The organism is Bacillus sp. Leaf49 (assembly GCF_001426125.1).
GTDB classification, from domain to species: Bacteria; Bacillota; Bacilli; order Bacillales; family Bacillaceae; genus Bacillus; species Bacillus altitudinis.
Window position 1 is genome coordinate 144,579 of record NZ_LMRK01000023.1, and the last position, 12,438, is coordinate 157,016.

Sequence of the window (12,438 nt, forward strand, 5' to 3'; positions counted from 1 at the left end):
CTTTTTATATGCTGTATACATTATGCCTCATTCCTTCTATCTTAACCAGTAATGAAGGCCGTACTTGTACTGGATGGATAGACATTGATACAATGTGAGAAATAGAAAAGAATGTAGGAAGTGAATCGGTTGAACGTATTTAGTTTATTGTTAAAAGGAATTTATTCACCAAAAGATATTGCCAGAGCTCGTTTTACTGGGATTGGAAAGGCCATTTTATTCATCTTTATCCTTTCGATCATCGCAGCTGTCCCCCAGGGCTATCATATGAGCCAAGAGATTTCAAATGCGATGTCAGGATTTCAACATGTGATTAAAAAAGATTTACCCGACTTTTCCATTGAAAAAGGAACGCTTCAAGCGGATCAAAGCACGCCGATCGAAAAAGAAGAAAATGGCATCACGATTATCTTTGATCCCAATGAAAAAATAAAATCAAGTGAGCTTGAATCAAAACAAACAGCCATTGCGTTATTGAAAGAAAAAGCAGTGATTGCCATTGACGGACAAATGACAGATATTCCATACCAGCTGCTTGGCGGAACACTCACAAAAGATGAACTTGCCAGCGTCACAAACCAGAATCAAGCGATCATTATCCCTGTCATTTGTGTCCTGCTGTACCTATCTACTGCTGCTCTCATGTTCATCAGCGCAACATTCCTAGCCATGCTTGGCACATTTATTAAACGAATGCAGCAAAAAGAGCTGTCCTTTCAAATGCTTTGGAAGCTCTCTGCCTATTCACTCACATTAACAACCGTCTTTTTCGCCATCATGAGTGCATTAAACACGCCGGTTGCGAACTCATTTTTATTAAATTGGGTGATTAACTTTATTTTCTTATATCTTGTCGTTAAAGAAATACCTGCAAAAAAATAAGCTCCCTCATTTTGAGGAGCTTTCAGATTGTTGACAAAGGGCTAAAATGTTGTTGATTTTAGCCCTTGTCTTCTTTTCAGCGTGATAGAAAACCTTTGCAGTCTAGGAAGGACGAGCATCGGCGCGGAGCGAATTTGACATTCGTGAGCACCGAAGCGCAGGAGAGGGTTTGTCTACACGCTGTAAGCTCCCTCATTTTGGGGAGCTTTTTTATTTGTTTTGACCCTATGACTCATCTGGATGGATGATCGCAAACAAATAGTGATCTTCCCACTTATCATTGATCTTTACTTTTTTACGATGAAGTCCCTCATTTTCAAACCCTGTCTTCTCAAGCACACGAATGGAACCAATGTTAGATGGTTTTACGCCAGCCTCAATGCGGTGAAGGTACAGTTCATAAAAGGCATAATCGATAATCAAACGAATCGCCTCTGTCATATACCCCTTCCCGCCTTGCTTTTCATCAAGTACATATCCAAGCAAAGCCCCTTGAATCGGTCCTCTTTCAACAGAATTGAGTGAGATCGTTCCAATTAATGCATCTGTTTCATTTAAGAAAATACCGTGCATATAGGCTTCATCTTTTGCACGCCTTTGCATACTGCGGTTAATCCGTTCCTTTTGACGAGGTACAGTAAAAAAATCATCCTGAACCAAAGGTGTAAATTGCTGAAAATAAGTGCGGTTTTCTCGTTCAAGTGTTAATAGTGCTTCTGCATCACTTTCTGTTAGTGTTCTTACATATATATGCTGACTGATTTTCTTCATATACTCTCCCCCTGTTTTGATTTTATCATAATAAAGAAAGGGCTTAGGATTGCTTTTTCCAAACTTTTTTCACTTACAAGTCATACTAGAACTCACTAGAACCACCCTTCCTAGCTTTTTCACTCTTTTTTGTTCTATCAACTCAGGGACATGCATAATCTGAAGTAAACTCTTAAAAGCGGTGAGTAAAATGCGGCGAATTATTTTTTTACTAGTCAGTTTGTTTGTCCTCTTTATTATCTTTTTTGATTTAAAAAATGGAACGATCTCCGTTCAGGAAGGCCCTGCTGTTCCCGCCAGCGCCTTTCAAACAGCTGAAAAACAGGCATATAAAACTGTCACTGTTAAACAAGGACAAACCGTCGTCTCTATCGTGCATACAAGTAAGCCATTAGATGAAGTGATCGAAGACTTTGAAGCACTGAATCAAGGCGTCAAAGCGAACGAAATTCGGGCAGGCAGCACATACAAGTTTCCGGTCTATAAGAGATAAAACGTTAATTCCTTGTCATTCATACAAAGAGACTGTTACAATATGAGATGTAAAACACGTCGTACACTGCAAATGAATTGCATGTACACTAAGGAGCGATTGACAAGTGAGTGAAGTCACACATCGTACAAAAACGCGTCCCGTCAAAGTGGGACCTTTAACTATAGGTGGAAACAATGAAGTCGTCATTCAAAGTATGGCGACAACCAAAACACATGATGTCGAAGCGACAGTAGCCGAAATTAAACGTTTAGAAGAAGCTGGCTGTCAAATCGTGCGTGTCGCATGCCCAGATGAGCGTGCAGCAAATGCGATTGCGGACATTAAAAAACAAATCAACATCCCCCTTGTTGTCGACATTCATTTTGACTACAAGCTTGCACTGAAAGCCATTGAAGCAGGTGCAGACAAAATTCGTATCAACCCAGGAAACATCGGAAGACGAGAAAAAGTCGAAGCTGTTGTGAAAGCGGCAAAAGAAAAAGGCATTCCAATTCGTATTGGGGTAAACGCCGGTTCGCTCGAGAAAAAGATTCTTGATAAATACGGCTATCCAACAGCAGATGGTATGGTTGAAAGTGCACTGCATCACATTAAAATTTTAGAAGACCTAGATTTTCATGACATCATTGTCAGTATGAAAGCATCTGATGTAAACCTTGCGATTGAGGCATACGAAAAAGCAGCAAAAGCCTTTGATTATCCTCTTCATCTTGGGATTACAGAATCAGGTACGTTATTTGCAGGTACGGTCAAAAGTGCAGCTGGTCTTGGCGCAATCTTGAATATGGGGATTGGTAACACACTCCGTATTTCATTAAGTGCTGACCCGGTCGAAGAGGTCAAAGTGGCACGTGAATTATTAAAATCATTTGGCCTTGCATCTAATGCAGCAACACTCATTTCATGTCCAACTTGTGGACGAATTGAAATTGACCTCATTAGCATTGCAAATGAAGTCGAAGAATATATTTCTAAAATTAAAGCACCGATTAAAGTAGCTGTTCTCGGATGTGCTGTAAACGGTCCGGGTGAAGCGCGTGAAGCTGATATCGGCATCGCTGGCGCTAGAGGTGAAGGCCTCTTATTCCGCAAAGGTGAAATCGTTCGGAAAGTGCCAGAAGAAACAATGGTCGAAGAACTGAAAAAAGAAATCGATAAAATCGCTGAAGAACATTATGCAAAAATGGAAGCTGAAAAAGCAAAACAAGCGAACGCATAACAAAGAACGCCTGACATCACTGTCAGGCGTTTTTCTGTTCCTGTCCTGTTAAAAGAACGGGGTGATAAAGATGCCGAGGATGACGGAAACGATTCCGATCCCGATTGACCACGCGCCAAGCGCATGTGCTCCTTTTCTTCTTGCAATATAACCAACGACGATTGCCGCTACGCCTAATAGCACCGGCAAGACAAATAATGAGATAATCGCAATCGCGAGTGCTGTATAGCCTATCCCCTTACTGCCTGAATCGTCACCTACATGGTCACGTTCTCTTCTGTCTTCACGATCTCTTGATGCTTGATATGGCTCTGCTATTTCAGCAGCTGTTTCCTCTAAATAGCCATCATCATTACTAAAGTGTGTGTCGATTTCACGATCATTCCTTCTGAAATCTTCGTCTCTTTCCATGATCAATTCCCCCTTTTGGTTAATAGAAAGGAGCTTTTTTAGTATGAGCAAAAATGTCTGTTTCATGTTTGCTAAAACTTGCTGGAATTGTGAATTGATTATGTTACACTTTAAGAGGATAAATATGAGGAGTGTGGGCATGTTACGTTTAGGAATTGATATCGATGGCACAGTCACGGCACAGGACACCTTTGTCCCCTACTTAAATGAGTCGTTTCAATGTGACATCACACTAGATGATATGACGGAATATGATTTGACGAAGCTTTTAAAGATTTCAAATGAAGAATTTTGGGGCTGGATGAATGAGTATGAGCCTCTTATTTATAAACAGGCAAAGCCTGCCGAGGGTGCAAAAGAAATCCTCAATCAAATGAAACATCATCATCAATTGATTTATATCACAGCCAGAAGGCAGCATCACTCAGACATCACCTACAAATGGTTTGAGGAGAATCATGTCCATTACGACGATATCGAGCTTGTTGGCGGACATCATAAGGTGGAAGCTGTTCAAAAACATAAGATCGATGTGTTTTTTGAAGATCACCATGGCAATGCCACAATGATTGCTAAAGAAGCTGACATTCCAGTGATTCTGTTTAACTCACCGTATAATCAAATGCCAATTGATGAACGGATCATTCGCGTTAATAACTGGCAAGAAGCATCCCAATGGATCAAACAGTATGAAAAGCGTCTGCAAACTGCTTACTAAAACAGATCAAAAGCCGATACGTTTTTAATGTATCGGCTTCAGATTGTTGACAAAGGGCTAAAATGAACTTGATTTTAGCCTTTTGTCTTCTTTTCAGCGTGATAGAAAACCTTTGCAGCCCTAGGAAGGACGAGTACCGGCGCGGAGCGAATTTGACATTCGTGAGCACCGGCACGCAGGACTGACACCGAATGCGAGGGTTTGTCTACACGCTGAGACCCGATCCGTTTAATGTATCGGCTTTTGGATTTTACGATGATGTCCTTCTTTTATTAAAAAATGATAAAGTGCACCCATCATACCTGCCTGATTGAAGTAATAGCACGTTTCCAGTGTCACCTGTATGTTTTTCCATGCATGCAAAGTATGTAAATGTTTCTCAATGTTTGGAATCAAATCGGGCCTTGCACTCACGCCCCCGCCAATGAGGATTTTCTCTGGATTGAGAACTGTTGCCACATTGTAAATACCAATTGCGATTCGTTTGTACCACTGATCGATCATCTTCTCAATGGCCGGATCTTGCTTGGCTTTTTCAAAGATTTCTTGACCGTCGATTTGCTGACTTTGTGGAATGCCCTGCTGCTCTTTGTAACTTCGTATCAATCCAGCTGTCGAAGCACTGCTGTTGAGTGTGGTAAACTGACCATTTTCTGTTTCTGTCAGCATCATGCCAAATTCACCGCCGCGAAAAGAGGCACCGCGAACAAGCTCGCCACCAGCAAAAATACCGCCGCCGACACCAGTCCCAAGCGTCATACATATAAAGCTGTCACACTCTTTCGCATGACCACTAAATTTTTCAGCCAGCGCTGCACAGTTCGCATCATTTTCTACTTCTACACGAAGTGATGTTTTTTCTTCCAAAAGCGTTTTGACATTTTGGCCATTTAAAGCAATAATCGCTCCTGCAAATTCCGTATAACCCGTTTGACTGTCAACAAAACCCGGAAGACTCATCGCAATCCCTTTGATATCCCAAGTCCTTTGATACTCTTTCACCACGTTCTCCATGTCCTCTAAAAACGGCTCAAGTTGTCGGCAGTTTGTTACGTAGTCGCCGCTCGTGATCAGCTCACCATTTCGATCCATGACCCCATGCTTTGTTTTTGTTCCGCCTACATCGAAAACAACATAATATGCCACCTTTGACCACTCCCCTATTTCAAAAGACTCAATGATGTTTCAATAGATGATCTATTGTTCTCATTTTAATGAAACAGCTATCCTTTGTAAAACGTTTTCAAGATCACAAAACAAAAAGCCAGCCCATCGGCTGGCTTCTTTCATGAATGAACTTCTTTCGGTTCGCAAGAAGGACACGTTCCGTAAATTTCAAATTTATGTCCGCTAATGTGATAATCCTCTAGATCAGCATCAAGCTTGTCCATAGGGCAAGCGTCAATTTCCTTTGTTTTACCACACGTCAAACAAATAAAGTGATGATGATGGTGGGAAAACGAACATTTAAAACGGAACAGTTTCTCCCCTGATAATTCCGTTGTCTCTAATATCCCAAGATCTTCATATAAAGACAGGTTTCGATAAATCGTATCAAAACTAAGCCCTGGGTAATCTTCACTTAATGCTGTTAATACATTTTTAGCGGTCAAGTATTTATCAGAATCAGAAAACAATTGAAGCATATCTTCACGTTTGCTTGTATATTTATAGCCTTTTTCCTTTAATAAATCAAGCGCTTCTTGTACGTTCATGATGATTCCCCCTTCTGAATTTCCCAATACTAATACACCCGATTAAAATCAAGATAGACAACATCACAATGGTTCCACCCGGCGCTAAATCAAGATAATAACTTAAAATCAAGCCGACCATAACAGACAATTCCCCAAATAAGATGGAAAGGAAAATCGCCTGTTTAAATCCTTTGGCAATCCGAATACTTGCCGCAACAGGCAGTGTCATGAGTGCGGACACTAGGAGTGTACCGACAATACGCATCGATGCTGCGATGACAAGTGCAACGACTAAAATAAAAATAAAATGAATCCACTTAGCTGAAATACCAGAAGCCTTCGCATGTTCTTCATCAAAAGAAAGCAAAAACAATTCTTTATACAAGAGCACAACCACTAATACAACGACAAGTGAGATCCCAACAATAATCCAGAGATCGAGTCTTGAAACCGCACTGACACTTCCGAACAAATAACTGAACAAATCTGTATTAAAACCATTTGCAAGTGAAATGAAAATAACAGAGATCCCAATACCACCTGATAAAATAATGGGAATCGCCAGCTCCTGATAATGTTTATACACAGAGCGCAGACGTTCAATAAACAATGAGCCAGCTACAGAAAAAGCCATTCCTAAGTAAAGCGGGCTAACCCCTGTCAAAAGTCCAAACTTTTTATCAAGGAATAAACTTGCCGCTATCCCAGCAAGTGACACGTGACTAAGCGCATCTGCGATGAGAGAGAGCCTTCTCACGACAATAAATACACCAAGTAAGGGCGCAATAAAGCCGATCAACATACCTGCGATAAACGCATTTTGTAAAAATTCATAATGAAAAAATGGAAATAGCATTATTCATGTCCCCCATGATGGTGATGATCGTGATGAATCACTTGAATGTCATGCCCGTAAAACTGAGAAAGCGCCTGATCATCCATCGAATCAAACGTTTCCGCATCTCCATGAAAATGAAGTGTCTGATTTAAACAAGCCACATGCGTGACTTTGTCAGAAACGGTTCCTACATCATGTGTAACGAGAATTAAAGACATTCCTTTTTCTTTGTTCAATGTTTCTAACAGCTGATAAAAGCCCTCTACTGTTCTTTGGTCTACACCCACAGTCGGCTCATCTAAAATAAGCAGCTTCGGCTGACTGACGAGTGCACGGGCAATAAATGTACGCTGCTGCTGACCGCCTGAAAGCTCACCAATGTTTTGATGTTTTAAGTCTTGTATACCAACTGAGCGGATGGCCTCATCTACTTGAAGCTTATCCTGCTTACTCATGCGTTTGAATAAACCAATCTTCGCCGTTAAACCACTTGCCACGACCTCGTATACAGAAGCAGGAAACCCTGTATTAAAGCTATTCGCCTTTTGAGAAACAAATCCAATTTGATCCCAGTCTTTAAATTTTTGAGCAGGTGTGCCAAACAGCTTCAATTCTCCCTGCTGGGGTTTAATCAAGCCAAGCAGGCATTTTAATAAGGTTGTTTTACCAGATCCATTCGGTCCAACAAGTGCTAGAAAGTTTCCTTCCTCTACTGTTAAATGAATGTGATCGATGACATTTCGCTGTCCATATGAATACGAAATGTCCTTCATTTCAATAATTGGCTTTGCCATAAATCTTTCCACCTTTAATCCAATATAAAAAGAATGATTACGATTTATACAACAAAAAGAAAATGGCAAAAGCCATTTTCTTTGTCCATACATACATTTCATTATATAAAAGAAAGATAAAAAAGTAAAATAAAAGCTAATGAATGGCTGTTTTGAATTTACCGCCTTTTGTTTCATGCGTATCCATAATCGTAATAAAGGCTTGACCATCAATTTCAAACACGATAGATTTCAGCTTCGTAATTTCAAGTCTTGTCACGACGGCGTAAATGACATCTTTTTCTTCATCGGTATAACCGCCTTTTCCTCTAAGCTTGGTGGTTCCCCTGCCGAGACGATGAAGGATCGCATCTGAAATTTCATCATAATAATCCGAAACGATAATGACCGCTTTTGTTTCATCAAGCCCTTGAATAACAGCATCAATTGTTTTCATTGCCAAATAATATGTCATGACAGAATACATAGCTTGCTCCGGTCCGAAGACAAAGCCCGCCCAAATAAAAATGAACACATTGACGATCATGACAAACTCACCGACGGAGAAAGGAATTTTTTTCGTCAGAAGAATTCCTAAGATTTCCGTTCCGTCCATTGAGCCTCCATTCCGTATCACAAGCCCAACGCCAAACCCGAGTAACAGCCCTCCAAATACAGTAGCTAAAATCGGCTGCGTCGTAAATGCTTCTACATGATGGAGTGAAGATTCAATCACGGCCAAGCTGACTATCCCAATCACAGTGGAAATCAAGAAGGTTTTCCCAATATGTTTGTATCCTGATATCATAAATGGAATATTTAAAATGACAACAATCGTCGCAAAATTAATGAATGGGTTATCCGTAAAAAGATAATCCAAAATAAGCGAAATACCGATGATGCCTCCATCAATAATATTGTTTGGCACTAAAAATAATTCAATGCTGACTGCTGCACATGCAGCTCCTACTAGAATCAGAAAAATTCTCAAAATAAAATGAGGCACTGATTCCTTTTTATGCTGTTTACTATTTGCCATACGTTCTCCCTTCTACACATGTTTAGTTTTCAATGAACATTTTATTCACTTTACTATTTTATCATTTCACAGAGTAAAATAAAATTTTTTGCACATTTTCCGTTTTCGCCCATACATTGATACAGAGGGGAGGAATGGAATTGATTTTAATTCAAAAAATTGTGTTGCAGCGTCTGAATCAGATCACAGCAAATGACTTGTTAAGGTATGCAAAACAGTATGGGGTCAGCTTAACATCCAATCAGGCTGCAGAGGTCGCCAAACTCATGAATGGGAAAAACGTCAATATTTTTAATGATGCAGAGCGCAACCGGCTGCTTAAGCAAGTGGAAGCGATTACGTCTAAACAGACAGCACAGACCGTCAATGATCTGTTTAATCAATTCACAAATTAGGCAAAAAAGGGCCGCATTTAGCGGCACCTCATCACATTGCATGCACTTTTTATTGACTCGTAATCTTATCTAGTAAACCTTCATCAAATTGCTTTTCTTTCAGCATCTTAATTTCAAATTTGTAAGGTGGTTTCTTGTTCTTTTTATCTTCACCTACATAAGGCGTTTCTAGAATCTTCGGCACATCTTGAAGCTGTGGATGATGAACGATATAGCTCAGGGCATCAAAACCAATTTCTCCAAAACCGATATTTTCATGTCGGTCTTTTCTTGCGCCTTGTACATTTTTACTATCATTAATATGAAGAACTTTGATTCGGTCGATCCCGAGAATTCGATCAAATTCTTCTAACACTCCATCAAAATCACTCACAATGGGATAACCTGCATCGTGCGTGTGACACGTATCAAAGCAAACAGAAAGTGCTTCGTTATGTGTCACACCGTCAATAATTTGGGCAAGCTCTTCAAAGCTTCTTCCGCACTCTGATCCTTTTCCCGCCATTGTTTCCAGCGCAATTTGAACCTCCTGCCCCTTCACAATGACTTCATTGAGACCTTCAATGATTTTTTGAATTCCAGCATCTGCACCTGCTCCAACATGCGCACCCGGATGAAGAACAATTTGTCTTGCACCTAGCGCTTCTGTACGCTCTATCTCAGAGCGAAGGAAGTCCACTCCAAGCTCAAATGTCGCTGGATTCACTGTGTTCCCAATATTGATAATATACGGTGCATGAACGACGATATCTGTCATACCATGCTCTTTCATATGCGCTTGTCCAGCTTCAATATTAAGATCTTCAATTTTTTTACGGCGCGTATTTTGCGGTGCACCTGTATAAATCATAAAAGTATTTGAACCATAAGAGGCAGCTTCCTCACTCGCTGCAAGTAGCATATGTTTTCCGCTCATGGATACATGTGATCCAATCTTCAACAATGTGTCCCCCTACTTTCCGTTACGCTTTGACTTTCTACGTTCTTGTCTTTTGATCTTATCCATCTCACGTGTCATTTTCTTTTTATATCCAGGTTTGACGGCTTTCGGTTTTCTGACAAGACGTTTTGCTTTTTCTTCAATTTCATTTGGTGCTTTTTTACGTCTTTGACGCTTCAAACGATCATCTGCATCTCGCCATTCGCCATGAACAATCGTTTTGTTTTCAAACACAACACCCATTTTTTCAATTTGAACGAGTGCATCCTCATCAGCGAGATCATAAATGGTCATTGCAATGCCAGATGAACCAGCGCGAGCCGTTCTTCCCACACGGTGAACATAGAAATCAAGATCGGATGGGAGTTCATAGTTGATCACGTGGCTGACGCCCTTAATATCAATCCCGCGGGCAGCAAGATCAGATGCCACAATATAGGTGAACTCCAAATCTTCAATTTGTTTCATCACTTTTTTACGTTCACGAGGCGTTAAACCACCATGAAGTACCCCAATTTTCATTCCTTTTTCCTGTAGGAATGAGGCAATTTCATCAACAGTTGATTTCGTATTGGCAAAGATGATCCCTAAATAAGGCTGTACATTCGTCACCATTTCATGAAGTAATTTTAATTTATCACGTTGTTTAGATGGAACTAAAATATGCTGAATGTTTTCAGCCGTAATGCGTTTCGGTTCAACATGTGCATATTTCGGATTATCCATATATTTTTTGAGGAAAGGTTTTAATTTTTCTGGAATAGTTGCTGAGAACACGAGCATTTGCAACTGTTCTGGCATTTGTGAACCAATACGATCCACATCTTCTAAAAAGCCCATATCCAGCATCAGGTCTGCTTCATCAATGACAAGAGATGTTGCTTTGTACACATTCAGCGCTTGCTCATGAATAAGATCAGCAATACGTCCAGGAGTGCCGACCACTAAGTGCGGCTGATTCTTTAGCTTTTGAATGGATTTCTGCTTGTCCGTTCCGCCAATGTAAAGCTTTGCCTTGATTTCTTCTTCTGGAGGCGTATTTTTTAAGATCGTTTGTGCTTCTTTAAAAATTTGATTCGCTAATTCTCGTGTTGGTGCAGTAATGACCACTTGTACTTGCTCTTTGCTTGGATCAATTGAATGAATAAGCGGCAATAAATACGCATGGGTTTTCCCTGTTCCTGTTTGAGACTGTCCAATCACGCTTTCACCTTTTAAAACAGCAGGTATGATTCTTTTTTGAATATCAGTCGGCTCATAAAAGCCCAGTTCATGAATAGCATCTATAATAAAAGACTTTAATTCATATGTCGTAAATTTCGTTTCTTTCATGTTTTCACTCCTTAAGGCAATGCCTTTTTGCTCATCTCCTCATTATAGCTGATTTTCCGCAAAAAAACCATGTCCGCTTTTCTCACAGGAAACCAAATGATACTTCCCTGCATAACCTATGAAGAGAAAGAGAATGCAGTAAGGGAGGTACAAGTATGTTAGGGCAAAGGCCTATGGGCGATTTTCAGCCGCATCGCCCCTCACGCCGGCACCTTGGAAATGGCGGACAGCCCGGGATTTTTCAACGGAGACAGCAGGCTCCGATCGAACAGCCTTTTCAAGGGCAAGGCAACCAATTTCAACAAATGATGCCTCGCTCTCCGTCTGTACAAGGCGGCGGTCTACGCGGGATGGGTGGCATTCCTGGAGGCGAAAGCCGTGCACTAGGCGGCGGAGCCGGAATTAAGGGCATGCTGGCAAAATTTCTTCCTGGAGCTGGAGGAGCAGGGATCTCTGGAGCTGGAGGTGGTTCGGGATTACAAGGAATCCAGAGCTTCGCAAACCCTGCGAACCTTTCAAGCATGTTAGGAAATGTTCAAAAAGTACTCGGAATGGCGCAGCAATTCACGCCTATGATTCAGCAATACGGTCCTTTAGTCAGAAATTTGCCTGCCATGATTAAACTCTATAGCCAGCTTGGCAGTGCGGATGATGATGAAACAAATACGAATGATGCAGACGAAGAACCAAAAGAAATCACTGCAGAAACAGACGTTCCGCACGAACAAACAGCACCGGTTGATGATGAAATAGAAGAAGGAAAAGAAGCAGAACCAGAGGACATCCTTGTCAAAAAAACCACTGTACACACATCAGCTGCTCCTGAAGCAAAACCGAAAAAAAGATCGGGTAGTTCCATTCCGAAACTATATGTCTAGTGATCTTTTAAAGGCGAAGTGTTTCCCATGTATAACAATCTTTGATATA

At 40.8% G+C, this 12,438-nt stretch carries 15 protein-coding genes; 6 read left to right on the forward strand and 9 right to left on the reverse strand.

All coding sequences use genetic code 11. The annotated features are described in order from the left end of the window. Positions 1–129: 129 nt before the first annotated feature. Positions 130–882, forward strand: coding sequence for a DUF1189 domain-containing protein (locus ASG46_RS16825; RefSeq protein WP_008342352.1), 753 nt, complete (start codon positions 130–132; stop codon positions 880–882). A gap of 225 nt (positions 883–1,107) precedes the next feature. Here ASG46_RS16825 and ASG46_RS16830 read toward each other — a convergent pair whose 3' ends face one another. Next, entirely contained in the window at positions 1,108–1,653 is a 546-nt protein-coding gene (locus ASG46_RS16830; RefSeq protein WP_045034379.1) for a GNAT family N-acetyltransferase, read from the reverse strand. Positions 1,654–1,843: 190 nt separating this feature from the next. Between ASG46_RS16830 and ASG46_RS16835 the strand changes: the two genes are divergently transcribed. Next, complete coding sequence (locus ASG46_RS16835; protein ID WP_041506945.1) at positions 1,844–2,146, forward strand: hypothetical protein; 303 nt, start codon at positions 1,844–1,846, stop codon at positions 2,144–2,146. A 106-nt stretch (positions 2,147–2,252) separates the two neighbouring features. After that, positions 2,253–3,368 carry a flavodoxin-dependent (E)-4-hydroxy-3-methylbut-2-enyl-diphosphate synthase gene (gene ispG, locus ASG46_RS16840; RefSeq protein WP_008342357.1) on the forward strand — a complete coding sequence of 372 codons (1,116 nt, stop codon included), beginning with the start codon at positions 2,253–2,255 and terminating at the stop codon, positions 3,366–3,368. Positions 3,369–3,416: 48 nt separating this feature from the next. On the opposite strand, the gene ASG46_RS16845 is transcribed toward ispG, so the two are convergent. Continuing rightward, positions 3,417–3,779, reverse strand: a complete 363-nt coding sequence (locus tag ASG46_RS16845; protein WP_008342359.1) for a DUF308 domain-containing protein — start codon at positions 3,777–3,779, stop codon at positions 3,417–3,419. A 139-nt stretch (positions 3,780–3,918) separates the two neighbouring features. On the opposite strand from ASG46_RS16845, the gene ASG46_RS16850 reads away from it, so the two are divergent. Further along, positions 3,919–4,497, forward strand: coding sequence for a 5' nucleotidase, NT5C type (locus tag ASG46_RS16850; protein ID WP_008342361.1), 579 nt, complete (start codon positions 3,919–3,921; stop codon positions 4,495–4,497). A gap of 228 nt (positions 4,498–4,725) precedes the next feature. Here the strand turns inward: ASG46_RS16850 and ASG46_RS16855 are convergent, their stop codons facing one another. The 5 genes from ASG46_RS16855 to ASG46_RS16875 form a co-directional block, all read right to left on the reverse strand. Further along, positions 4,726–5,643 (reverse strand): ROK family protein, encoded by a 918-nt coding sequence (locus tag ASG46_RS16855; protein ID WP_045034380.1) that lies wholly within the window; start codon positions 5,641–5,643, stop codon positions 4,726–4,728. Between the two features lie 140 nt (positions 5,644–5,783). Next, positions 5,784–6,212, reverse strand: a complete 429-nt coding sequence (locus ASG46_RS16860) for a Fur family transcriptional regulator (protein ID WP_003217433.1) — start codon at positions 6,210–6,212, stop codon at positions 5,784–5,786. Next, positions 6,190–7,050 carry a metal ABC transporter permease gene (locus ASG46_RS16865; protein ID WP_007501274.1) on the reverse strand — a complete coding sequence of 287 codons (861 nt, stop codon included), beginning with the start codon at positions 7,048–7,050 and terminating at the stop codon, positions 6,190–6,192. Before ASG46_RS16865 ends, ASG46_RS16860 begins: the two co-directional genes overlap by 23 nt. Continuing rightward, entirely contained in the window at positions 7,050–7,826 is a 777-nt protein-coding gene (locus ASG46_RS16870; protein ID WP_008342368.1) for a metal ABC transporter ATP-binding protein, read from the reverse strand. The genes ASG46_RS16865 and ASG46_RS16870 overlap by 1 nt, the downstream gene beginning before the upstream one ends. Positions 7,827–7,962: 136 nt before the next feature. Further along, positions 7,963–8,844, reverse strand: a complete 882-nt coding sequence (locus tag ASG46_RS16875; protein WP_007501276.1) for a YitT family protein — start codon at positions 8,842–8,844, stop codon at positions 7,963–7,965. A 140-nt stretch (positions 8,845–8,984) separates the two neighbouring features. Between ASG46_RS16875 and ASG46_RS16880 the strand changes: the two genes are divergently transcribed. Further along, entirely contained in the window at positions 8,985–9,239 is a 255-nt protein-coding gene (locus tag ASG46_RS16880) for a DUF2624 domain-containing protein (protein ID WP_008342377.1), read from the forward strand. A gap of 49 nt (positions 9,240–9,288) precedes the next feature. Here the strand turns inward: ASG46_RS16880 and ASG46_RS16885 are convergent, their stop codons facing one another. Together ASG46_RS16885 and ASG46_RS16890 are read right to left on the reverse strand one after the other, a co-directional pair. Next, a complete protein-coding gene (locus ASG46_RS16885) occupies positions 9,289–10,182 on the reverse strand; it encodes a deoxyribonuclease IV (protein ID WP_056705270.1) in 894 nt (297 codons plus the stop codon). 9 nt (positions 10,183–10,191) lie between these two features. Next, the gene (locus ASG46_RS16890; protein WP_024718822.1) at positions 10,192–11,511 is read right to left on the reverse strand and encodes a DEAD/DEAH box helicase; all 1,320 of its coding nucleotides are present in this window, start codon (positions 11,509–11,511) and stop codon (positions 10,192–10,194) included. A 155-nt stretch (positions 11,512–11,666) separates the two neighbouring features. Here ASG46_RS16890 and vrrA point away from each other — a divergent pair, with 155 nt between their 5' ends. After that, entirely contained in the window at positions 11,667–12,389 is a 723-nt protein-coding gene (gene vrrA, locus ASG46_RS16895) for a VrrA/YqfQ family protein (protein WP_056705271.1), read from the forward strand. Positions 12,390–12,438: the final 49 nt, after the last annotated feature.

What these genes read in the sequence shown, in the direction of transcription:
- ASG46_RS16890 (WP_024718822.1), bottom strand. Translation starts at nt 11,511, where the DNA reads ATGAAAGAAACGAAATTTACGACATATGAATTAAAGTCTTTTATTATA.
- ASG46_RS16845 (WP_008342359.1), bottom strand. Translation starts at nt 3,779, where the DNA reads ATGGAAAGAGACGAAGATTTCAGAAGGAATGATCGTGAAATCGACACA.
- ASG46_RS16865 (WP_007501274.1), bottom strand. Translation starts at nt 7,050, where the DNA reads ATGCTATTTCCATTTTTTCATTATGAATTTTTACAAAATGCGTTTATC.
- vrrA (WP_056705271.1), top strand. Translation starts at nt 11,667, where the DNA reads ATGTTAGGGCAAAGGCCTATGGGCGATTTTCAGCCGCATCGCCCCTCA.
- ASG46_RS16875 (WP_007501276.1), bottom strand. Translation starts at nt 8,844, where the DNA reads ATGGCAAATAGTAAACAGCATAAAAAGGAATCAGTGCCTCATTTTATT.
- ASG46_RS16835 (WP_041506945.1), top strand. Translation starts at nt 1,844, where the DNA reads ATGCGGCGAATTATTTTTTTACTAGTCAGTTTGTTTGTCCTCTTTATT.
- ASG46_RS16860 (WP_003217433.1), bottom strand. Translation starts at nt 6,212, where the DNA reads ATGAACGTACAAGAAGCGCTTGATTTATTAAAGGAAAAAGGCTATAAA.
- ASG46_RS16850 (WP_008342361.1), top strand. Translation starts at nt 3,919, where the DNA reads ATGTTACGTTTAGGAATTGATATCGATGGCACAGTCACGGCACAGGAC.
- ASG46_RS16870 (WP_008342368.1), bottom strand. Translation starts at nt 7,826, where the DNA reads ATGGCAAAGCCAATTATTGAAATGAAGGACATTTCGTATTCATATGGA.
- ASG46_RS16830 (WP_045034379.1), bottom strand. Translation starts at nt 1,653, where the DNA reads ATGAAGAAAATCAGTCAGCATATATATGTAAGAACACTAACAGAAAGT.